This is a genomic window from Enterobacter sp. A8 (genome assembly GCF_004296595.1).
GTDB lineage: Bacteria > Pseudomonadota > Gammaproteobacteria > Enterobacterales > Enterobacteriaceae > Enterobacter > Enterobacter cloacae.
In genome coordinates this window covers 677,647-700,640 of sequence record NZ_SCMF01000002.1, presented here as the reverse complement: position 1 = coordinate 700,640, position 22,994 = coordinate 677,647, and the positions used below count along the sequence as shown (strand labels likewise).

Genomic DNA, 22,994 nt, shown 5'->3' with positions numbered 1-22,994 from the left:
TAAATTAGCCAGATTGAAAAACATTTGTTCCTGAAAGAGCAAAATGAGCCGCAAATTCGATTATCTCGGAGACGTTGAAGTCTTCATTACTGTCGTTGAACACGGCTCTTTTACTGCCGCAGCGGTTGTCCTTTCCACCACACCCTCTGTCCTGAGTCGCGCGGTTTCCCGTCTGGAAGCGCGTCTTGGACGGCAGTTATTACAGCGAACGACCCGCCGCGTGGGGCTGACGGAGGCCGGACGCGTTTATCTGGAACAGGCGCGGTCTGCGTTTGCACTGCTTGATGACGCCGAACGCAAGGGGCGGGGCCAGGAAGGCGATCTGACCGGTCGCGTGCGAATGAGCGTTCCAACCACCTATGGGCACTACCGTCTGCCGCCGCTGCTGGCGCGCTTTGCCCAACACTACCCACGCGTTCAGGTGGAGCTGAACATCACCAATCGCAACGTTGATCTGATTGCGGAGGGATTCGATCTGGCGATTCGCCTGGGGCAGTTGCCCGACAGTGGGTTAGTCGCGCGCAAACTGGAGGACGCAGCGCTGCTGCTGGTCGCATCGCCTGATTACCTGCACCGCATGGGGAGCCCGCAGACGCTGGAGGAGTTGCATCGTCACACCTGTCTGCCCTTTATCATGCCGCGTACCGGGCGCATTGCCCCCTGGGTGTTTCGTGATGAGGAACGTGATATTGACTGGCTGCCGGGTTCAACTATCGAAATCTCAGACGATGTACTCGGTGTGGTTTCGCTGGCAGAGCAGGGGATGGGGATCTGCCAGAGCTATGAATTTATCGTCCGCGACAGGATACAGCGCGGTCAGTTAGTCGAGGTGCTGCCACACCTGCGTGGACGGTCGCGGCCGTTCTCCGTGCTCTTCGCGCCACACCGACGCCAGTCGGCGGCCACCCGGGCGATGATTGATCTTCTCACCAACCAAAAATGACAAGGATATGTCCACCATGAAAAAAGAGACTTATACCTTTTGGCTCCCACTCATCGTGGGCGGTATAGCACTGCTATCTGGTTTTGTGGTCTGGTCAGTTAACGTTTATCGCGTGACATACCTTACGATCCGCGGGGAGCAGTATCTGGCCGGAGGGGCGTTGCTGCTGGCGTTGGTGCCGATGGTTATTTTTATCAGAAAGGGACGACTGAAAGGCAAGCGTGTTGCTGGCGCGATAAAACTATACCTCGGCTTCTTCATTTGCAGCCTGCCGGTTGCCATGTTCGTGATTTTTACAACGGCCTGGCTACTGGAGGGAGACTATTCCTCATGGAGCAAACCTTACCGGTATGAATCCAGTACCCGCCACAGTTGCTCGGGGGCAGAAGTCTACGAGCCGGAGTTAAAAAAAGAGATCCGCATCTGTAACCCGAAGGGTAACGTTTATTCCAACTCTACCCTGTACGTGGAAAAGCGGAGTAATGCGCTGGGGATTGTGGTGCTCTGGGCGATCACGCGCGCCTGAACCGGTGAAGCTCAGGGCGCGAAAATCACCGTCAGCCCGCTTCCAGCATCCCAAAGCTCACAATACGCGAACGGCCCAGCTCTTTCGCCCGGTATAAGGCCACGTCGGCAGCGCGCAGCAGGTTATCGCTCTGAGCGTGCTGCGGATAGCTGGCGACGCCAATCGACACATCCACCGGGCCAATCTCTGAAAGCCCATAGCGCAGCGACAGTTCATGCACGCCGTTATAAATCTCTTTGGCGCACGCCTGCGCCGCCTCTTCATCGACGCCGGAAAGCAGCACCAGAAACTCTTCGCCACCATAGCGGAATGCCAGTCCGCTGTCGTGTACGGCGCGTTGTATGATGGTGGCCACGCTTTTGATGACCTGATCGCCCGCTTCATGACCAAAGCGGTCATTGATGCTTTTGAAGTGGTCGATGTCGATCATCAGGCAGCTTACCGGCTCTTCATTGCGCACCGCCTGCGCCATTTGGGTGCGCAGGGTATCTTCCAGATGATGACGGTTACGCAAGCCGGTGAGCGGATCGAAGAGGGCTTTTTCCAGCAGGGCATCGCGCAGACGTTGGTTGGCCAGCGCCAGACCGAGCGCTTCAGCCATCAGTTCCAGATAGGCGCGGGAAGGGGCATTTTCCGCGGTGATGTTCTGGAAGGAGAGCAACCCAATGGCTTCGCCCTGGGCAATCATAGGAACGCAGAGCGACGTATGTGTGTGCGACGCCGGCAGATGGTAGCAGGCGATATCCGGCTCGCCATTCACCGGAGGATGGCTTTGCCCACGTCTGACCGCCCAGCACTCATCGGGATGAAAAGGCGTATCCTCTCCTGGCGGCGAAAGCCACTGCGCGACGCAGCGCATCTGCCACGGATCGCGGTCGAGGATATAGAGCCGCCCGGCAATTCCCGGCGCGATATTGGGGGCGAACAGCTCCGCTACGTTAATCACGTCCGCAAAGTTCTCACACCCTTGCAGCCGCTGGGTCATGCGCGCCAGCAGCTCGCGGATGGCCCAGTCGGCGTCGCGCTCTTTTTCCAGACGCTGCCGCGCAAGGCCATTTTCACGAAAGATACGAATCGCCTGCGCCATATCGCCAATCTCATCGATCTGGTTGAAATTGGGTGTTTCTACGGCATAGTCCTGCGACGCCAGGCGATGCACCACATCGCTCAGGCGTACCACCGGGCGCAGCACGCGCCGTTTTAAGATAAAGCCAAGCACAAACAGGAACAGCAGGGCGGTCAGGCCAACCATCATTTCAGAGATTGTCCGCAGCGTTTTCGATTTTTTGGTTGCCTCCTGAACGGAAGCGATCACCCGCTTGTCGAGTATCTGGCGGAAGTGATCGATCTGATTCTGGGCGCGTTCCAGCTCCTGCTCATAGGGCGCACCGTAGAGCAGGGCGATGGCCTGCGCATCTTCTCCCTGCGCCGTATGGGTGAGGGCGACCTGCTGTTCGTCCTGTAGTTCATCGACGATTTTTATCCCTTCATGCAGCAGGGACAGCTCATCGTCTGACGCGCCGACATCCTGCAGTTTTTCCAGCCGGAGTTCGGTACTCTTCAGCTTGTTCTCTGACTGGTTGTATTCCCTGAGGATCTGCGGATCTTTTTTAATCACGTACAGGCGGGCTAAATCAGACTGCGCCCAGATATCGGTTTCGATATCTTCCGTGAGCGCATCAAATTTCTGCCGCTGTTCAACGGCCTGACGCTCAAGGGTGTCAGCATTGGACGCCATCAGCATGATGATGCCGGAAGCGAGGGTCAGGCAGACCGTGGCACCGTAGGCCCAGTTTGTTATCGTCGCGATTCGCACCTGGTGATCCTTTTACGACCAAAGAAGGATGACGTTCTTTCAAATTATAGAAAACGTTTGATTTAAGGCGAAAAAAAAGGCGGCACAGCGCCGCCTGTTGGGAAGGTTATCGTCAGCGGTTTATAAATCTGGAGGATTTTTCCCTTCTTCAATAAACGCGGCATCCAGCTCTTCGGCGTTACCCGCATGATCGCGACCGGAGAAGAGGTTCCAGCAGGCGATAAACAGCGCGGCAATCAGCGGGCCAATCACGAAGCCGTTAATGCCGTACAGCTCCATGCCGCCAAGCGTTGATATCAGGATCAGGTAGTCCGGCATTTTGGTGTCTTTGCCTACCAGCAGCGGGCGCAGGATATTATCCACCAGCCCGACGATAATCACGAAGAAGCCGACAATGAACAGCCCCTGCCAGATCTGATGCGTCGCGAAGAGGAAAATGGCAGCCGGAACCCAGACAATCGCCGACCCCACCGCAGGCACCAGGGAGAGGAAGGCCATCAGTGCTCCCCAGAGGATGCTGCCGTCGATACCGGCAATGGCAAACGCAATCCCGCCGAGCGTGCCCTGAACCACCGCGACAACCGCCGTGCCTTTTACCGTCGCCCGCGAGACGCCGACAAACTTGGCGAACAGGTGCTGCTTGGCGAAATCGGACAGAGGCAGGGAGTCGAGGATCTGGCGCACCAGGAACGGCCCGTCTTTCAACAGGAAGAACAGCAGATACAGCATGATGCCGAAGCTAATGGCAAAGCCGAACGTCCCTTTGCCGATCAGAAACGCGCTGCCCGCCAGATACTGTCCGCCCTGCAGGGCGACATCGGAGAGTTTTTTCTGGATCTGCGCGGCGTTGGTCAGGTTGTGATCCGCGAGGAAACCGCTGGCCCAGTCCGGCAGATGGTTAAAGATGCTCGCCACCACCTCCGGGAACTGGGTGTTGTTCTCCTGCAGTTTGGTGTACACCACGTTCAGCTCTATGGCGAGCGAGGAGAAGATCACCATCAACGGGATAAAGACAATCAGGCAGATAATGCCGATGGTCAGCAGCGAGGCCAGCCCGTTGCGATCCCCCAGCGCGGCGCGCAGCTTGTTTTTTACCGGGTTAAAGATAACGGTCAGAATGGCGGCCCACAGAATGGCGGAGAAGTAGGGCGACAGCACGTCGAAAAACGCCCACGTCACGAGGGCGAGAATAAAGATAAAGAAACCTTTGGTCAGTCCGTTAAAGCGCATCAGTCAGTCCTGGTTACTAAGAAACTGTGACGACTATAGAACTGATTGACGGATTTACCAACCATTGCGCCGGGGGGCGCAGGCGACGCGCCGCCGGGCAATGTCAGGACGGGAGGGATCAAATCTCCTCAAACAGCGGGCTCACTAGCGCAACGTGCGTTTTCACGCCCACTGCCAGCGCGGCCTCGTCGATGCGAAAGTGTGGATTGTGGACGTTCCAGACCGCGCCTTTTTCCTCGTTGCCGCAGCCGATGAACAGAAACGTTCCCGGAACTTTCTCCTGATACGAGGAGAAATCCTCGCTGCCAAACAGGGCCCGATCGGCAAGCTGCAGCGTTCCTTCTTCGAAGTGCGCTGCAATCGCCGCTTTGGCGATGGCATTGGTGTCGGCATGGTTGTTGCCAACGGCGTAACCCTGCTGCCAGCGGATCTCACAGCGCGCGCCGTGGGCACTGACGACGCCCTCGACAATACGCTGCACCAGCTGCGGTACCTGCTCGCGTACCTGCTGATTATGAGTACGCACCGTTCCGGCCAGGCGGGCGCTGTCCGGAATCACGTTATAGCTGTCACCGGCCTGGAAGGTCGCGATGGTCAGCACCGGGGCGTTAATCGGGTCGAGATTACGCGCCACTACGTTTTGCAGCGCGGTGACAACTTCAGCGCCGATTACCACCGGGTCGATGCAGAACTGCGGCATTGAGCCATGTCCGCCCCGGCCGAAAATCGTGATATCAAAATTATCGCTGGAGGCGACATAGACCCCTTCTTTCAGCGTAATGTTACCGGTAGGACTGGTCGGGAAAACGTGCAGACCGAAGATCTTCTCGACATCGTCAACCACGCCTTTCTCCACCAGTTCGCGCGCGCCGCCCGGCGGCACTTCTTCGGCAGGCTGGAAGATAAACTTGATGCTGCCGCACAGCTGGCTGCGCAGGTGGCAAAGCACTTTCGCCGCGCCCATCAGCATGGCGGTGTGGGCATCGTGACCGCAGGCGTGCATTACGCCGGGTTTGGTTGAGCTGAATGCTTCACCGCTCTCTTCCTGCAGCGGCAGGGCGTCGATATCAGCACGCAGTGCCCACATCGGGCCGGGTTTTTCACCCTGTAATACCGCCACCACGCTGTTCTCCAGCGGGCGGCTAATCGTCAGCTCCGGCAGATTCGCCAGTTCACGGGCGATAAAATCTGCGGTCGGCTTTTCCTGAAATGAGAGATCCGGGTTGGCATGAATATGCCTGCGCCAGCGGATCACCTCGTCGTGAACGTCGCGGATAAGGTTTTCAGTGCTACTTTTCATGACAGTCTCCTTCAGTCAGTCACCGGCAGTGAGGGCGCAGGTTTTTTTATCAATGGCACTATCGCCACGCCCGCGCACACCATTGCCAGTGACAAGAAAATAAATGCGCTTTCATAACTGTGGCTTTTTCCAACGAGATAGCCAATAACAACCGGTGAAACGAAGCCCCCCAGCGTCCCTCCGGTGTTTGTCAGCCCGATGGCCGAGCCCATGATGTTCTCCGGCAGGCGTTTCATTGGCAGGGTAAACGCGGTCACAAAGGTGGCCATCAGGAAGATCTCCCCCACAAACAGCAGGATGCTGGCACTCACCGCCGTGGCGGTGTGGAAGATGCCGAGAATGGCAGCAGCGCTCACCAGTGCGCAGATCAAAATCACCTGTGGCTCGCGGTGGTGGAAGTATTTTCCGACCAGCCAGCCGGTGCACAACGACGAAAGCCAGATCCCCGCGCCGCCAGCCGCCACGATATAACCGGACACCTCAATCGGCATGCCCATGCTCTGGACAAAGAATTTAGGCAGCCAGGCCAAGAGGCCATAGCTTGGGATATTGATGCAAAACACCGAGAAAAACAGCAGCAGCACCGTAGGGTTACGCCACAGCGCCTCGTGTTGCCCGTGCGCGGCCTGGCGTGGCGCGGGTTTCTGATACGGCACGCGCAAGGCGATCAGCAGGGCGATGGCGCAGGCAACGATCCCTAATGCCACAAAGGAGGCGTGCCAGCCCAGGTGTTCCAGCGCCGAGACGGCCACAATCGGCCCGACGGTCATCGCCAGCCCGGCGGAGGAGAGCAGGACCGACTGGGCGAAGGTGCGTTTTTCCAGCGTAAAATTGCTGACCACCGCTTTCGCGCAGGAGCAGGGATAGCCGGAATGCCCCACGCCGGAGAGAAAGCGAAACACCAGCAGCAGGCCAACGCTCATACCCAGCGCGCCAAAGCAGAGGGCGAAGACCCCCAGCGCACACAGAGAAAGGATCAGCATGGTTTTGTAGCCGATTCGGTCGTTTAACCAGCCCGCAGGCACCTGAAAGAGAGAGTAGGCGAGAAAGAAGATCCCGGTGATATAGCCCAGCTGCGCGGTGGTAAGCCCGAACTCTTTTTCGATCGGCAGCAGGGCAAAACCCATTACGGTTTTATCGATGTAGACCACGACATAGCCGATAAAAAGTAAAAAAATCATCTGTGACTGGCTTTTCATTGTGTTTTCCGCCTGACGTCAGAGTGTGATGAGAATGGTTGTGTGCACTCTGAATCTAGGGGTTTACCAGACAGGCGGGAAGATATAATTTTGCTATAGGTGATGCTTTTTTGTTATAGGGCGAGCGATGAAATATCTGCCAAAACTCGGCCATCTTCAGGCCTTTCGTCAGGTGGCGCGCAGCGGCAGTATCCGTTCGGCCGCACGGGAACTGGGCGTTTCGCAGCCCGGATTGAGCCGTACATTGCGTGAGCTTGAGCAAACTTTAGGCACCCAACTTTTATTGCGCAGCAAAGAGGGGATTGCCCTTACCGAGGCGGGAATGGCGTTTTCTCAACGGGCGGAGTGGGTGCTTGAAGAGCTGCGGCGTGCGGCGGATGAAGTGGAGCAGATTAACCATTTTACTCACGGGCGTCTGACGGTGGGGTTCTCTTCGCTTATTGCGCTGACCGTCTTTCCCGATGTGGCCGAGGCATTCAAGAAAACGCTGCCCCAGGTCTTGCTGACGGTGAAGGAGGGGCAGCTCTCCTCGCTCCTGCCTGGCGTACGAAACGGTGAAATAGATATGGCTATCGGCTCGGTGGATCCGATGGCGCCGCCGGAAGGGGTGATGATCGAACCGCTGTTTACCTCGCCGTTTTGCATCATCGCGCGCAAGGGGCACCCACTGGCAGAAGCCCGCGATCTGATGGCGCTGCGTCAGGCTAAATGGCTACTGCCGGAGTCATCCATGGGCTACTACCAGCAGCTACAAAATGAGCTCAGCCATTTTTATCGACAGGTGGATATCACCCCACTGCGCACCGATTCCGTCATCACGGGGCTGAATATGGTGCTTAACGCGGACTATCTGACGGTGGTCGCGCGGGCAATGTGTCAGCCGCTACAGCTTGATGACAAGCTGGTGGCGTTGCCCATCACCCAACTGCCGTCGGCGCAGTATTGCGCGGTGTGGTCGCAGAAGTCGGCGATGACCACCAACGCGCGTCAGTTTTTGATTCGCCTGCGCGAAGCATGCAGAGGGTTTAGCTGGTAGCGGACAGATACGACTTTTGTCTGAGCCAGAATCACAGCCGTCCGCGCCATGCTGTAAGTATCTGCTTGCGGAGGTGCTTATGGCCTGGCGTCCGATTCTGTATGTGATCCTCACAACCCATCCCCGACTCAGTGCGCGACGCGCCCGGTTGCGTCTGGTCGTCTAGCTTTTTTATGTTAATCGCGGTATAACACACCTTCTTTGGATGTTTAGATGTCCATACGTATAGAAGGTAATATGCAAACACAACAAGAAAATGGGCAGCTAAAGCGCACCATGAAAACACGCCACCTGATTATGCTCTCGCTGGGTGGCGTGATTGGCACAGGGTTATTCTTTAATACCGGTTATATCATTTCGACAACCGGGGCCGCAGGCACGCTGCTGGCCTATCTCATTGGCGCACTGGTAGTCTGGCTGGTGATGCAGTGTCTGGGCGAACTGTCGGTGGCGATGCCGGAAACCGGCGCGTTTCACGTCTATGCCGCTCGTTACCTCGGCCCGGCGACGGGCTATACCGTGGCGTGGCTGTACTGGCTCACCTGGACGGTGGCACTAGGGTCGAGCTTTACCGCCGCCGGGTTCTGTATGCAGTACTGGTTCCCACAGGTGCCCGTCTGGGTATGGTGCGTGGTCTTCTGCGTGGTGATTTTTGGCCTTAACGTTATCTCCACGCGTTTCTTTGCCGAGGGCGAATTCTGGTTCTCGCTGGTGAAAGTTATCACCATCATCGCCTTTATTATTCTTGGCGGCGCGGCGATCTTTGGCTTTATTCCGATGCAGGACGGTTCGCCTGCGCCGGGTCTGAGCAACATTACCGCTGAAGGCTGGTTCCCGCATGGTGGCCTGCCGATCCTGATGACCATGGTGGCGGTGAACTTTGCCTTCTCCGGCACCGAGCTTATCGGCATTGCGGCGGGCGAAACGGAAAACCCGCATAAGGTTATTCCGGTGGCGATCCGCGCGACCATTGCCCGGTTGATCATCTTCTTTATCGGCACCGTGTTTGTGCTGGCGGCGCTGATCCCGATGCAGCAGGCCGGGGTGGAAAAGAGCCCGTTTGTGCTGGTGTTTGAAAAAGTCGGGATCCCGTATGCGGCAGATATCTTTAACTTTGTGATTTTGACCGCGATCCTCTCGGCGGCAAACTCCGGCTTGTACGCCTCAGGGCGCATGCTGTGGTCGCTTTCTAACGAGAAAACGCTGCCGCGCTGCTTTGCCCGCGTCAATAAAAACGGCGTGCCGCTGACGGCGCTCTCCGTTTCCATGCTCGGTGGCGTGCTGGCGCTCTTCTCAAGCGTGGTTGCGCCGGACACGGTGTTTGTGGCGCTGTCGGCCATTTCTGGTTTTGCGGTGGTGGCGGTGTGGATCAGCATCTGCGCGTCGCACTTTGTCTTCCGCCGTCGTCATCTGCAGTCCGGACAGCCGCTGTCTGCTCTGCACTATCGCGCGCCGTGGTATCCGCTGGTGCCGGTGCTCGGGTTTATCCTCTGCGTGGTGGCATGTATCGGCCTGTGGTTTGATCCGAGCCAGCGCATTGCCCTTTATTGTGGCCTGCCGTTCGTCGCCCTGTGTTATGGTGCCTACTACCTGACCCGAAACCTGACATCGCAGGAGCCTGAACATGTCGCAGAATAATCCGCTTACCGCCCTCCTTGAAAAGCAGCCGTTTGTGGTGCTGGATGGCGCAATGGCAACTGAACTGGAAGCGCGCGGGTGCAACCTTGCAGACAACCTCTGGTCTGCCAAAGTATTGATGGAAAACCCGGAGCTTATCCGTGAAGTCCACCTCGACTACTACCGTGCGGGTGCGCAGGTGGCGATCACCGCCAGCTATCAGGCCACGCCTGCGGGCTTTGCGGCGCGCGGTCTGGATGAGGCGCAGTCCCGCGCGTTGATCGGCAAAAGCGTGGAGCTGGCGCGTAAGGCGCGTGAAGCGTATCTGGCGGAAAATCCGCATGCGGGCACGCTGCTGGTGGCGGGGTCCGTTGGGCCGTATGGCGCCTATCTGGCGGATGGCTCTGAGTATCGCGGAGATTATGTGCGTCGCGCCGAAGAGTTTACTGCATTTCATCGTCCGCGCATTGAGGCGTTGCTGGATGCGGGGGCGGATCTGCTGGCTTGCGAAACGCTGCCTTCCTTTGAGGAGATCAAGGCGCTGGCAGCACTTGTGGCTGAGTATCCCCGCGCCCGGGCATGGTTCTCGTTTACCCTGCGCGACAGCGAGCACCTGAGCGACGGGACACCGCTGCGGGAAGTTGTCGCGGCCCTGAAAGATAATTCGCAGGTCGTGGCGCTAGGCATCAACTGTATCGCGCTGGAAAACACTACCGCGGCGCTGAAACACCTGCACAGCCTGACGGCACTGCCGCTGGTGGTCTATCCGAACTCGGGCGAGCATTATGATGCGGTGACCAAAACCTGGCACCATCACGGTGAAGCGTGCGAGACGCTGGCGGGGTATTTGCCCCAGTGGCTGGAGGCCGGTGCCAGATTAATCGGTGGATGCTGTCGCACCACGCCGAAAGATATTGCTGAGCTTAACGCGCAGCGCTAATGCCCTCACCCTGACCCTCTCCCACAGGGAGAGGGAAAAAAACAACCGCACAAAACCAACTATCCTTTCCCGCTTTTTTTCTAAAAACGAATCGTTATTAGCGATTCGTTTTAATTCCTTTATCAAAATTCCCGCGCCGGAAATACTGCCCTCATAACAACAAGGGGAGCAGACAGGATGGCAATTACATCGCGAATTACATTACTCGGCGCGCTGGCGCTGTGGGCATTTCAGGCGCAGGCGGTGGACGTCACCGTTGCGTATCAGACCTCCGCAGAGCCTGCGAAAGTCGCGCAGGCGGATAACACCTTTGCCAAAGAGAGCGGCGCAAACGTCGACTGGCGTAAGTTCGACAGCGGGGCGGCCGTGGCGCGTGCGCTTGCGTCCGGCGACGTGCAGATTGGTAACATCGGCTCCAGCCCGCTGGCGGTAGCGGCCAGCCAGCAGGTGCCGATTGAAGTTTTCCTCCTCGCTTCACAGCTGGGCAACTCCGAAGCACTGGTGGTGAAGAAAAACATCACCAAACCGGAAGACCTGATCGGCAAGCGCATCGCCGTGCCGTTCATTTCGACCACTCACTACAGCCTGCTGGCGGCGCTGAAACACTGGGGCATCCAGCCAGGCCAGGTGCAGATCATTAATCTGCAGCCACCGGCGATTATTGCGGCCTGGCAGCGCGGCGATATTGATGGCGCATACGTCTGGGCACCGGCCGTCAATGAGCTGGAAAAAGACGGCACCGTGCTGACCGACTCCGAAAAAGTGGGCCAGTGGGGCGCGCCAACGCTTGACGTGTGGGTGGTGCGCAAAGATTTTGCCGAGAAACATCCTGAGGTCGTGAAGGCCTTTGCCAAAAGCGCCCTCGACGCTCAGCAGCCCTATATCAGCAACCCGGATGCATGGCTGAAGCAGCCTGCCAATCTCGAAAAACTGTCCCGTCTGAGCGGCGTGCCGCAAGCGGACGTTCCGGGGCTGGTGAAAGGTAATACCTATCTCACGCCTGCCCAGCAGGTACAACAGCTGACCGGGCCGGTAAACAAAGCGATTGTCGATACCGCCACGTTCCTGAAAGAGCAGGGCAAAGTGACGGCGGTGGCGGCGGACTACAGCCAGTACGTGACCGATCGCTTTGTGAAATAAGGGGGCTGCGATGCTGACTATTACAAATCTGTCTGCTGATTACGGTGGCAAACCGGCCCTGGAGAACATCAACCTGACGCTGGAGAGCGGTGAGCTGCTGGTTGTGCTTGGCCCGTCCGGGTGCGGGAAAACCACGCTGCTGAATCTGATTGCCGGGTTTGTGCCATATCAGCATGGCTCCATTCAACTGGAAGGGAAAAAAGTGAAGGGCCCGGGTGCTGAGCGCGGGGTGGTCTTTCAGAACGAAGGTCTGCTTCCCTGGCGCAACGTGCAGGAAAACGTGGCGTTTGGGTTGCAACTGGCGGGCGTAAGCCGCGAGCAACGGCTGGCAACAGCACGGGACATGCTCAAAAAGGTCGGTCTTGAAGGGGCTGAAAAACGGTTTATCTGGCAGCTTTCCGGCGGCCAGCGTCAGCGGGTTGGTATTGCCCGCGCGCTGGCGGCCAATCCGCAGCTTTTGCTGCTGGATGAGCCGTTCGGGGCGCTGGATGCCTTTACCCGCGAGCAGATGCAAACCCTGCTTTTACGCCTGTGGCATGAAACGGGTAAACAGGTGCTGCTGATCACCCACGATATCGAAGAGGCGGTGTTTATGGCGACCGAGCTGGTGCTGTTGTCCCCTGGCCCGGGGCGCGTGCTGGAGCGGCTGCCGCTTGAGTTTGCCCGTCGCTATGTCGCGGGGGAGCCGGTGCGCAGCATCAAATCCGATCCGCGGTTTATCGAACAGCGTGAATACGTCTTAAGCCGTGTGTTTGAACAACGGGAGGCCTTCTCATGAGCATCGTCTTCAGCGAGAAAACGCGACGCGCGCGCCCGGCCTTACGCTGGCCTTTCTCGCGCCAGATAACACTCAGTGTCGGCACGCTGCTGGTGCTGCTGGCGGTGTGGTGGCTGGTTGCCGCGCAGGCATGGATCAGCCCGCTGTTTCTGCCGCCGCCGGGGCAGGTGCTGGCAAAACTCATCACCATTGCCGGGCCGCAGGGCTTTATGGACGCTACGCTCTGGCAGCACTTAGGTGCAAGCCTGGCGCGCATTCTGGTGGCGCTACTGGCGGCGGTGATAATCGGCATTCCGGTCGGGATCGCGATGGGCTTAAGCCCGACGGTGCGCGGCATCCTCGACCCGCTGATTGAGCTTTACCGTCCGGTGCCGCCGCTGGCCTATCTGCCGCTGATGGTGATCTGGTTCGGCATCGGTGAAACGTCAAAAATCCTGCTGATTTATCTGGCGATTTTCGCCCCGGTTGCCATGTCGGCTCTGGCGGGCGTCAAAAGCGCCCAGCAGGTGCGGATCCGCGCGGCGCAATCGCTGGGAGCCAGCCGGACACAGGTGCTGCTGTTCGTGATTTTACCGGGCGCACTGCCGGAGATTTTAACCGGATTACGCATCGGCCTTGGCGTGGGCTGGTCAACGCTGGTGGCGGCAGAGCTGATCGCCGCCACCCGAGGGTTAGGGTTTATGGTGCAGTCGGCGGGGGAGTTTCTGGCGACTGACGTGGTACTGGCCGGGATTGCGGTTATCGCCGTGATCGCCTTTGGATTAGAACTGGGGCTGCGTGCGCTGCAGCGTCGTCTGACGCCCTGGCATGGAGAAATACAATGAGTGAACGTCTGACCATTACCCCGCTGGGGACATATATCGGTGCGCAGGTGTCGGGCCTGGATGTGACCCGTCCGCTGAGCGATAACCAGTTTGAGCAGCTTTATCATGCGGTGCTGCGCCATCAGGTGGTATTCCTGCGCGAACAGGCAATCACCCCGCAGCAGCAGCGCGCCCTGGCACTGCGCTTTGGCGATCTGCATATCCATCCGGTTTATCCGCATGCGGAAGGGGTGGAGGAGATTATTGTGCTCGACACGCATAACGATAACCCGCCGGACAACGACAACTGGCACACGGATGTGACGTTTATCGAGACGCCACCTGCAGGGGCGATACTTTCGGCGAAGCTGCTGCCGGAGACGGGCGGCGATACGCTGTGGGCCAGCGGCATTGCGGCCTTTGAGGCGCTATCCGCACCCTTCCGTACCCTGCTGAGCGGCCTGCGGGCGGAGCATGACTTCAAAAAATCGTTCCAGGAGTACAAGTATCGCAAAACAGAAGCGGAGCATCAGCGCTGGCAGGAGGCGGTTGCGAAACATCCGCCGCTGCTGCATCCGGTCGTGCGCACCCATCCGGTAACCGGCAAGCAGGCGCTGTTTGTGAATGAGGGATTCACGACGCGGATTGTGGACGTGACGGAAAAAGAGAGCGAGGCGCTGTTACGTTTCCTGTTTGCGCATATCACCAAACCGGAGTTTCAGGTGCGCTGGCGCTGGCAGGAGAACGATCTGGCGATCTGGGATAACCGCGTGACGCAGCACTATGCGAATGCGGATTATCTGCCACAGCGTCGGATTATGCAGCGGGCGACAATTTTGGGAGATAAGCCGTTCTACCGTCCTTGAACCATCGCACCCGTAGGCCGGGTAAGGCGTAGCCGCCACCCGGCAATTGTGCACCGTTCTTGCCGGGTGGCGCTGCGCTTACCCGGCCTACAAAAAACCGCACATTTAAAGGTGCGCCTCAATATACCGCTGATAGCGGTTTGCCTTGAGGTAGCACAAGTCCACCAGCACCAGCCCGTCGATGCAGTTGTTGAACGCCGGGTCGCTGCCAAAATCGATAAACTGCACGCCGCCGGGTTCACACAGCTCGGAATACTGTTTGTAGAGCGGTGGAATACCGCACCCCAGATTACCGAGCAGGGATTTCAGCTTCGTCAGGTCATCCACGTAATCGACCCCGCCAAACTGCGCCAGCACGTCCGGCAGGGAGGCCGGATAAGGCTGACGTGACGCGGCTAAGGGATGTGTCGCCGGGAACCAGAGGCGGTAAAACGCCACCAGCAGATCCCGTGCGGCAGGCGGTAAGCCACCGGAAATCGAGACCGGGCCAAAGAGGTAGCGGTAGTGCGGATAACGTGCCAGATAGGCACCAATACCGGACCACAGATAGTCCAGACCGCGACGACCCCAGTAGCGCGGTTGAATAAAGCTGCGCCCCAGTTCAATACCGTGTTCCAGCACGTCCTGCATTTTATCGTCGTAGTGAAACAGACTGTAGCTATAAAGCCCTTCCAGACCGCGTTGCTCGACCTGTCTGGCAGTGGGCATAAAGCGATAGGCGCCGACGATCTCCAGATCGTCTTCATCCCACAGGATCAGGTGCAGATAGTCATCGTCGTAACTGTCGGTGTCCCGACGTTTACCGCTCCCTTCCTCCACGGCGCGAAACGCGATCTCGCGCAGGCGTCCCAGCTCGCGCAGCAGGGGAGCCTCTTCCTGTCCGTTGCGTTGCCACAGATAAATAGTTTTGCCATCGCTGGTTTTGCCCAGACATTCGGCCTGGGCCAGCTCGCGCTTCAGCGTGGCCCGGTCTTCCGGACGGGCAATGGCGCATTGGGTTTTAAAGACGCCAGGCACTCCCTTGCCAAGACGTATCACGTGCTGACGGCACTGCTCGGCCATCTCACGCGATGAAAGGGTTGTGCTATACCAGTGATGCCAGGCTATCTGCTGGCCGATCTTTATCGGTAGCTGGCTGTGGCGGCGGCGGAACATCTGCTGCATCAGCAAGAGCATCGATACGGTGGGGGACACCAGCGTGCTGGCATAAAAGAGCAGGCTGTTGTGTGCCTGAATATGCACCGGCAGCAGCGGTACGCGCAGCTTACTGGCGAGTTTAATAAAGCCGGGGTGCCATTTTTTATCGCGGATCCCTTTGCGCGTAGGACGGGACACTTCTCCCGCCGGGAAGAAGATCAGCACCCCTGCGTTTTGCAGATGCTGTTCCATCTGCATCAGGGACGTTTTTGCCGTTCTGCCGCCCATGTTGTCCACCGGAATAAACAGTGAGCTAAGCGGTTCAAGGTGGGTCAGCATCCGGTTAGTGACGACTTTCACATCGCGCCGTACACGGGAAACGGCATACATCAGCGCCAGCCCGTCCAGCGTTCCGGTTGGGTGGTTGGCAATAATGACCAGCGGGCCATGTTCAGGGATTTGTTCGAGATCGCGAGCGGAAACGGTGCAGAGTATATCGAGGTGCTCCAGAACCTGCTCCACCATATCCAGGCCTTTCAGATGGCGGTGTGTCGCGGCAAATTGCTGGAATTCTTCTTCGTAGAACAGTCTTTTTAACAGACTTTTTTGCCAGGGTGCAGGCCTCGCCTGAGGCCAAAGGTCGTCGAGAACGCTATCGAGACTAAACATGGTTACTCCTCCTGCCGTCTTGCTCAGACAGTAGAAGGGAGAGATGTCGGTTGTATTGCAGTTTGGTGAAGATTAGCGCAGAGAGGAGGCCGGGTAAGGCGAAGCCGCCACCCGGCGCTAAAGCGGATTAACGCAGAATTTTCTTCTCGGCCAGATCCAGCGCAAAGTAGCTGAAGATCAGATCCGCGCCAGCACGTTTGATCGCGCCCAGGCTTTCCAGGATCACTTTCTCTTCGTCGATGGCACCCGCCTGCGCGGCGAATTTGATCATCGCGTACTCGCCGCTCACCTGGTATGCACCCAGCGGCAGCTCGGTGCGCTCGCGAATGTCGCGCAGAATATCCAGATATGCGCCAGCTGGTTTCACCATCAGGCAATCTGCGCCCTGGGCTTCATCCAGCAGCGATTCACGGATGGCTTCACGGCGGTTCAGCGGGTTCATCTGATAGGTTTTGCGATCGCCCTTCAGCGCAGTACCGGCCGCTTCACGGAACGGACCGTAGAACGAAGAGGCAAACTTAGTGGAGTAGGACATGATGGCGGTATCGGTGAATCCGGCCGCATCAAGCGCCTGGCGGATCGCCTGAACCTGCCCGTCCATGGCAGCGGAAGGTGCGATGAAATCCGCACCGGCTGCTGCAGCTACCACCGCCTGCTTGCCGAGATTCAGCAAAGTGGCGTCGTTATCGACACCGTGATCGCACAGCACACCGCAGTGGCCATGAGAGGTATATTCACAGAAACAGGTGTCTGACATGACGATCATTTCCGGCACGGTCTCTTTGCAGATCCGCGACATCCGGGCGACCAGACCGTCCTCTTTCCAGGCATCGCTGCCGGTAGCGTCAGTGTGGTGGGAGATGCCAAAGGTCATCACCGAGCGGATCCCCGCGTTGGCGATACGTTCGATCTCACGCGCCAGATATTTTTCCGGAATGCGCATCACGCCTGGCATGGCGTCGATGGCTTTGTAGTCATCGATCTCTTCTTCAACAAAAATCGGCAACACCAGATCGTTTAAGGTCAGTGTTGTCTCTTCAAACATAGCGCGCAGTGCAGGTGACTTGCGCAGACGACGGGGACGAGCAATTAAATCGGTCATGATATGCCTGACGTTTGTGGAACAAAGAAGGCTAGTGTACATGAAAGTGGAGGAGAGGGTTTTACGAAAGTAGGCTTTTTGTTAATGCGAAATGGGGTTTGCGATGTTTCACATGGTCAATATATATAACCAACGTCAGCCTGTTTTTCACACGCTCGAGATATTGGTGCGATTTCTAAATTGAAGTAAATATATCATTAATAATGATCTATTATTCTTTATTATATTTTCTATATTTATATCAGATGATTTTAATTCGCTGTTTTTATAGTGTTTATTTATAATTTTTAATGTCGTTGCATTTTTTTCATGTTATTAGTCTGTATACGGACTTAATGGAATCATTCATTGAACCTTTTCGAAATGAAAATGCATAATTCCCTCCGCAATACAATGTTGCCAAATGATTTGATGGACAAACTTGCTTACGTCCCTGAGGAGGGATGACCCAATGCAAACATGGAAAAAGAAACTGGTTGTATCACAACTTGCATTAGCCTGCACCCTGGCTATCGCTTCTCAGGCCAATGCGAAAGATATTTCTGGTGCCACATATAATACCTTCGGATATGATAATTCAGCATCAACACCCTGGTATTATGGCTACGCTGACTGGGATTACTCGGATGCCACCCACGACGGTGATATTTATCCGGTGATTAATAAGTCAACGGTGAACGGTGTTATTTCGACGTACTACCTTGACGATGGTGTCAATGGAAGAGCGAATGCGCTGAGCATTTCTAACAGCACCATTAATGGCATGATCACCTCAAAGTGCATGACCACCACGTGTGCTGATGGGGTTGATACGGACGGCACGACCCATACGCAGTACGATCGTTTTAGCCTGACCGTCGATCACTCCACCATTAACGATACCTATGAGCATTATGCGTATGATGTTCTGAATGGTGACAACACCGAAACCCACTATCTGGATACCTATGGACTGGGTAATGCGATTACGCTGGATGTGGAATCGGATATTGTTATCCAGAACAACTCCCACGTTGCAGGTATCACGCTGACTCAGGGTTACCATGAGCTGGACAATACCCCGTATGACGGCGTTGAAGGCGTTGCGGATAGCAGTAATGTCTTTACTAACACCCTGGTGGTCAAAGACTCTGTTTTGACCTCCGGCGCATACAGCGATCTGGGTACCAGCGGGTTCTATGGTCAAACCGCGAAGCCGAGCGACTACGGTGAAACCAACGCGACCGGCGCAGATGACGCGGCACTGATCGTCGCGGCCAGCGCGTCTGACAACGCCATGCAAACCACCGCCACCTTCGATCACTCTACCGTTACCGGCGATATCCTGTTCTCCAGCACCTTCGACAATAACTTCTACGAGAATGGCGACCCGGCAACCGATACCACCGAAGACGGTGTGTATAACCCAACCACCAACGGCTGGGATGGTACCGATAAGCTGGATGTCACACTGACCAACGGCAGCAAATGGGTTGGCGCAGCACAATCCAGCGTTGAAGCGATCGGCACCGCGCAGATGTATGGTGAGGGTTACAGCAGTGTTGACTGGAGAACCCTGTCTCCAAACAGCATCTGGCCTGATTCCACCTACGACACCAACGGTCACGTTGCAGGTGAAGAGGTATACCAGAGCGGTCTGTTCAACGTCACCCTGAACAACGGTTCAGAGTGGGATACCCGCAAACTGTCTAACATCGACACGCTGGCAGTGAATAACCAGTCGCAGGTCAATGTTGAAAACTCTGGCCTGCTGGCGGATTCCATCACCCTGACCAACGCCTCTACCCTGAATATTGGCGACAGCGGTGCAGTGGCGACAGACAGCCTGTATCTGGACAGCTATAGCCGTGCCGCGCTGACGGAAGAAACGGCTGAACTGTATGCCAACACCATCACCGTCGACAACGGTGCGGAACTGGCACTGGGCCTGGGTCAGGTGGACACGCACAACATGGTGCTGACCGATGGCGGTGTGCTGAACGTTGCCAGCCGTGACTACGTGCTGAACAGCGATCTGAACAACGCCCGCTTTATCACCAACGACAAGAGCAAAGCAGATTACGACTATGGCGTCGTGGCGCTTAACTCAGACGGTCATCTGGCGGTGAACGGTGATGTGGCAGGTAACTACACTGTGCGTATCGATGATGCGACCGGCGCCGGTTCTGTTGCTGATTATAAAAACAAAGAGATCATCCGCGTTTATGACAATAACGCAGACACTGCGGCCCGCTTTACGGCAGCAAACAAAGCCGATTTAGGTGCCTATACCTACCAGGCGCAGCAGAAGGGTGACACGGTTGTTCTGCAGCAGAAAGCGCTGACTGACTATGCCAATATGGCGCTGAGCATTCCGTCAGCGAATACCAATATCTGGGATCTGCAGCAGGATACCGTTGGAACCCGTCTGACTAACAGCCGTCACGGTCTGGCCGATAACGGCGGGGCGTGGGTGAGCTACTTCGGCGGCAACTTTGACGCTGACAATGGCGTTATCAGCTACGATCAGGACGTAAGCGGGATTATGGTTGGTCTGGATACGCAGATTGACGGTAACAACGCGAAGTGGATCGTGGGTGGCGCGGCAGGTTTCGCGAAGGGGGATATCAGCGATCGTACCGGTCAGGTTGATCAGGATAGCCAGACGGCGATGATCTATGCCTCTGCGAAGTTTGCCAACGATGTCTTCCTCGACAGCTCCCTGAGCTACACCCGCTTCAATAACGATCTCTCCGCGACCATGAGTAACGGTCAGTACGTGGACGGTAATACCACGACAGATGCGGTTGGTTTCGGTATGAAACTGGGTTATGACTGGAAACCAAACCTGTCCGGCTACGTCACGCCTTATGCGGCAGTGTCTGGGCTGTTCCAGTCGGGTGACGACTACCGCTTGAGCAATGACATGCGAATTGATGGCCAGTCTTACGACAGCCTGCGCTATGAACTCGGTGTCGACGCAGGGTATACCTTCAACTACGGCGGCGATCAGGCTCTGACGCCATACGTCAAACTGGCGTATGTGTATGACGATGCTGATAACAATGCGAACCTGAATGGCGACAGCATTGATAACGGCGTTGAAGGCTCTGCGGTGCGTGTGGGTCTGGGCACACAGTTCAGCTTCACCAAAAACTTCAGTGCATACACGGATGCCACTTACCTGGGCGGCGGTGACGTTGACCAGAACTGGGGCGCCAATTTGGGTATGAAATATACCTGGTAAAGTATAAAAGCGGGGGAATATATCCCCCGCTTTGTCATCTAAAAAAAATAATATTGAACCGACAAATACGGATGTCCAGAGGTCTGCATGAAAGTTAATGCGAAACCACTTTCTGAATTAAGCCGGCTCGAACAGTGTTTGAAAGTAGCCAGTACCCCATTTAAATCTGCTCCCCAGCAGATTATTTCAAATGATGATAATGATGAACCCAGCACCTTTGTATTACAGACCGGCGTTATTGAAATCTATCGCCGTTCAGACGAGTTGCTGATTGGCATTGCTACTGCGCCCTTTATTCTGGGGCTGACTGCAGGCATGCTTGATTACAGCAAGGAATATCGGGTCGTTGCCAAAAATCCGTGCACAGGCTTTTATTTACCTGCTTCGACCTCTCTGCAGCTTATTCAGCAAAGTTCTCTCTGGAAAGAAGCTTTCTGCTGGCTGTCCTGGATTAAATCCATTCTGGAAAAGCGGGACAGGCAACTGGTAGGAAATAACTCCTATCACCAAATCCGCGCCATGCTGCTGAATATGGCCGAATGGGATGAAACCCTGCGCTCAAAAATTGGTGTGATGAATCATATTCAACAAAGCACGCGCATTTCGCGTTCGGTCGTGGCAGAGGTGCTCGCTGCGCTTCGACAGGGTAACTACATCAATATGAGCCGGGGCAAACTGGTTAGCATCAACCGTTTGCCCACGGAATATTAAGGCTGGACGGAGGCGGTAAGCACCTGGGCTTTATTGGCGCTGAGCTCAGCCACTAAGTTATTGATGCCATCGCTCATATTGACGAAACGGGTATTTGGCGAGCGTGTGACCACCACAAAAGCGCCCACGTTGGACTGGGGGATCATTGCCATATAGGTAATGAATCCTCCACCCCCCCCCGTTTTCTGAATAATGCCCGGACGGCCATTTTTAGGTGCCATATATACCCAGCCCAGACCGAGGGCGTCGGCTTTGCCCGGCACGTCCATACCGATCACGCGGTGCAACTGGCTGCGCTGGTAAATCAGCGTCTGCATACGGTCGGCCTGATGGCTGCGTGAGTAGAAGTCTGATGAAAGGAACTGCTGCATCCAGCGCATCATGTCGCCAGGGGTGGAATAAACCCCGCCGCTGCCGATGGCTGCCAGCGTGTTGTTACACGGGCTGGCACCTTTTTCGGCGACCATCAGACGGCGGCACTGATCCGGTGATGGGGTGAAGGTGGTGTCCTTCATGCCCAGCGGGCGCGTGATCTGCTCTTCAAACAGCTGCGTATACGGTTTGCCCGCTGCCGTCGACAGCGCATCGGCCAGCAGGTCAAACGCCAGGTTGGAGTAAGAGGCCTGAGAACCGGGCGCGGACTTCAACGTGGCTTTGCTCAGGTAGTTCCAGCGCTGTTCACGCGTTGGCCAGACAAAAACGTCGCGATGCGCCGCACCCCCTGGCTGCTCGCGAGGCAGGGCGCTGGTATGCGTTGCCAGGTTGACCAGCCTTATCGGCGTTCCCTGATACGTCGGGACACGTGCGCCCGGCGGAGCATACTTGCTGAGCGGATCGTCGAGTTTCACCACGCCCTGGTCCAGCAATTTCACCAGCATTTCGCTGGTCATCAGCTTGGTCAGGGACGCGATGCGGATGACGGAATCCAGCTGCGGATGAACATTATTACCGGGACGCGTTTCACCGAAACTGCGAAACACGCGCTGATTACCGTCGATGACGACCATCGCCATTCCCGTCGCGCCGCTGCCGTAATAAATCAGGTTCGCGTAGCGATCGGCAATATCTGATGCCAGAACGGGCGCCGTCAGCGGTTGGGCTGCCTGGGCGGTTGAGAAGCTCACCGCACACAGCGCGGCGAAAAAGAGCAGACAACGTTTCAACGAAAAGCATCCATAGTGTGAATGAGGAAAGTAATGGGTATTTATACTACTAAACCGTACGGTGCAATGCCCCGAATTACATAACGATAACCAGAAAAACGTAACTGCGAGTAAATCAGAAGAATTTACTTACTGTCAGTCTCCCATTTTGTGACATCGGCCTTATGATAGAGGGCTGTGTTACTCAATCTTGCTGAGAAGGGTATGTCCGGAAAGCGTGTGGTTATGGTTGTCGATATGCAGCAGGGGGTGTTCGAAACGCCTCGTCATCAGCGTGAAAAATGTGTTTCATTGATCAATCAGCTTACGCAGGCAGCCGATCGGGTGATTTTTATTCAGCATACCGAGCCCGGCGGTCTGGAAGAGGGCAGTGACGGGTTTGCCTTGCTGCCTGAACTGCATCAGCCTGCTGATGCCCTCTACGTGACCAAGACGGCCTGCGATGCGTTCTATAACACCTCGCTTGAAACGCTGCTCCGCGAGCAGGGGATCCGGGAGTTTGTCATCTGCGGTTGTGCCACCGATTACTGTGTCGATGCCACGTTCAAGAATGGCGTCAGCCGGGGCTACCACATCACCGTGGCGGAGGATGCGCATACCACCGCGAATCGCCCGGCGGCCGAAGCCCGCATTCTGATTAACCACTACAACGACGTCTGGCGCAACTTCATTGCGCCCGCAAACCCGCCCGCGGTGAAACGCGCCGAAACAATTCTTGAAAACTGGAAAGCGAACTAATAATAAACCTTCGGGTCTGACCTTTTTGCCTGCGCCAGGCACCTGGCCCAGACA

At 56.4% G+C, this 22,994-nt stretch carries 19 protein-coding genes; 12 read left to right on the top strand and 7 right to left on the bottom strand.

The window, feature by feature from the left end; genetic code table 11:
- The first annotated feature begins 43 nt into the window (after nucleotides 1–43).
- Entirely contained in the window at nucleotides 44–943 is a 900-nt protein-coding gene (locus EQV24_RS11410) for a LysR family transcriptional regulator (RefSeq protein ID WP_130626597.1), read from the top strand.
- Nucleotides 944–959: 16 nt separating this feature from the next.
- Nucleotides 960–1,469, top strand: a complete 510-nt coding sequence (locus EQV24_RS11405; protein ID WP_013095766.1) for a hypothetical protein — start codon at nucleotides 960–962, stop codon at nucleotides 1,467–1,469.
- A gap of 31 nt (nucleotides 1,470–1,500) precedes the next feature.
- Here EQV24_RS11405 and EQV24_RS11400 read toward each other — a convergent pair whose 3' ends face one another.
- The 4 genes from EQV24_RS11400 to EQV24_RS11385 all read right to left on the bottom strand — a co-directional run bounded on the left by EQV24_RS11400 (nucleotide 1,501) and on the right by EQV24_RS11385 (nucleotide 7,014).
- Nucleotides 1,501–3,285, bottom strand: coding sequence for a diguanylate cyclase (locus EQV24_RS11400; protein ID WP_058661761.1), 1,785 nt, complete (start codon nucleotides 3,283–3,285; stop codon nucleotides 1,501–1,503).
- Between the two features lie 120 nt (nucleotides 3,286–3,405).
- Nucleotides 3,406–4,515 carry an AI-2E family transporter gene (locus EQV24_RS11395; RefSeq protein ID WP_013095768.1) on the bottom strand — a complete coding sequence of 370 codons (1,110 nt, stop codon included), beginning with the start codon at nucleotides 4,513–4,515 and terminating at the stop codon, nucleotides 3,406–3,408.
- A gap of 118 nt (nucleotides 4,516–4,633) precedes the next feature.
- Complete coding sequence (locus tag EQV24_RS11390; protein ID WP_029882448.1) at nucleotides 4,634–5,815, bottom strand: amidohydrolase; 1,182 nt, start codon at nucleotides 5,813–5,815, stop codon at nucleotides 4,634–4,636.
- 11 nt (nucleotides 5,816–5,826) lie between these two features.
- Nucleotides 5,827–7,014 carry an MFS transporter gene (locus EQV24_RS11385; protein WP_130626596.1) on the bottom strand — a complete coding sequence of 396 codons (1,188 nt, stop codon included), beginning with the start codon at nucleotides 7,012–7,014 and terminating at the stop codon, nucleotides 5,827–5,829.
- 127 nt (nucleotides 7,015–7,141) lie between these two features.
- On the opposite strand from EQV24_RS11385, the gene EQV24_RS11380 reads away from it, so the two are divergent.
- From EQV24_RS11380 to tauD, 7 genes are all read left to right on the top strand, one after another.
- A complete protein-coding gene (locus EQV24_RS11380) occupies nucleotides 7,142–8,050 on the top strand; it encodes a LysR substrate-binding domain-containing protein (protein WP_013095771.1) in 909 nt (302 codons plus the stop codon).
- Nucleotides 8,051–8,287: 237 nt separating this feature from the next.
- Entirely contained in the window at nucleotides 8,288–9,688 is a 1,401-nt protein-coding gene (mmuP, locus tag EQV24_RS11375) for an S-methylmethionine permease (RefSeq protein WP_013095772.1), read from the top strand.
- Nucleotides 9,675–10,607 (top strand): homocysteine S-methyltransferase, encoded by a 933-nt coding sequence (gene mmuM, locus EQV24_RS11370; RefSeq protein WP_058661759.1) that lies wholly within the window; start codon nucleotides 9,675–9,677, stop codon nucleotides 10,605–10,607. The genes mmuP and mmuM overlap by 14 nt, the downstream gene beginning before the upstream one ends.
- Before the next feature lie 177 nt (nucleotides 10,608–10,784).
- Nucleotides 10,785–11,747 carry a taurine ABC transporter substrate-binding protein gene (tauA, locus tag EQV24_RS11360; protein WP_130626594.1) on the top strand — a complete coding sequence of 321 codons (963 nt, stop codon included), beginning with the start codon at nucleotides 10,785–10,787 and terminating at the stop codon, nucleotides 11,745–11,747.
- A gap of 10 nt (nucleotides 11,748–11,757) precedes the next feature.
- Nucleotides 11,758–12,525, top strand: coding sequence for a taurine ABC transporter ATP-binding subunit (gene tauB, locus EQV24_RS11355; protein WP_045901747.1), 768 nt, complete (start codon nucleotides 11,758–11,760; stop codon nucleotides 12,523–12,525).
- Nucleotides 12,522–13,349, top strand: a complete 828-nt coding sequence (gene tauC, locus EQV24_RS11350) for a taurine ABC transporter permease TauC (protein WP_020686348.1) — start codon at nucleotides 12,522–12,524, stop codon at nucleotides 13,347–13,349. Before tauB ends, tauC begins: the two co-directional genes overlap by 4 nt.
- A complete protein-coding gene (gene tauD / locus EQV24_RS11345) occupies nucleotides 13,346–14,194 on the top strand; it encodes a taurine dioxygenase (RefSeq protein ID WP_130626593.1) in 849 nt (282 codons plus the stop codon). Before tauC ends, tauD begins: the two co-directional genes overlap by 4 nt.
- Before the next feature lie 105 nt (nucleotides 14,195–14,299).
- On the opposite strand, the gene EQV24_RS11340 is transcribed toward tauD, so the two are convergent.
- Nucleotides 14,300–16,000 (bottom strand): lysophospholipid acyltransferase family protein, encoded by a 1,701-nt coding sequence (locus EQV24_RS11340; protein WP_038418777.1) that lies wholly within the window; start codon nucleotides 15,998–16,000, stop codon nucleotides 14,300–14,302.
- A gap of 127 nt (nucleotides 16,001–16,127) precedes the next feature.
- Nucleotides 16,128–17,102 (bottom strand): porphobilinogen synthase, encoded by a 975-nt coding sequence (gene hemB, locus EQV24_RS11335; RefSeq protein WP_013095798.1) that lies wholly within the window; start codon nucleotides 17,100–17,102, stop codon nucleotides 16,128–16,130.
- Between the two features lie 451 nt (nucleotides 17,103–17,553).
- On the opposite strand from hemB, the gene EQV24_RS11330 reads away from it, so the two are divergent.
- Nucleotides 17,554–20,328 carry an autotransporter outer membrane beta-barrel domain-containing protein gene (locus tag EQV24_RS11330; RefSeq protein WP_130626592.1) on the top strand — a complete coding sequence of 925 codons (2,775 nt, stop codon included), beginning with the start codon at nucleotides 17,554–17,556 and terminating at the stop codon, nucleotides 20,326–20,328.
- A gap of 87 nt (nucleotides 20,329–20,415) precedes the next feature.
- Nucleotides 20,416–21,039: a helix-turn-helix domain-containing protein gene (locus EQV24_RS11325; protein ID WP_013095800.1), complete on the top strand. Its 624-nt coding sequence runs from the start codon at nucleotides 20,416–20,418 to the stop codon at nucleotides 21,037–21,039.
- Here EQV24_RS11325 and ampH read toward each other — a convergent pair.
- Nucleotides 21,036–22,202 (bottom strand): D-alanyl-D-alanine-carboxypeptidase/endopeptidase AmpH, encoded by a 1,167-nt coding sequence (gene ampH, locus EQV24_RS11320; protein ID WP_013095801.1) that lies wholly within the window; start codon nucleotides 22,200–22,202, stop codon nucleotides 21,036–21,038. The two genes, EQV24_RS11325 and ampH, sit on opposite strands and share 4 nt — an antisense overlap.
- A 204-nt stretch (nucleotides 22,203–22,406) precedes the next feature.
- Here ampH and EQV24_RS11315 point away from each other — a divergent pair, with 204 nt between their 5' ends.
- The gene (locus tag EQV24_RS11315; protein WP_130626591.1) at nucleotides 22,407–22,940 is read left to right on the top strand and encodes an isochorismatase family protein; all 534 of its coding nucleotides are present in this window, start codon (nucleotides 22,407–22,409) and stop codon (nucleotides 22,938–22,940) included.
- Nucleotides 22,941–22,994: the final 54 nt, after the last annotated feature.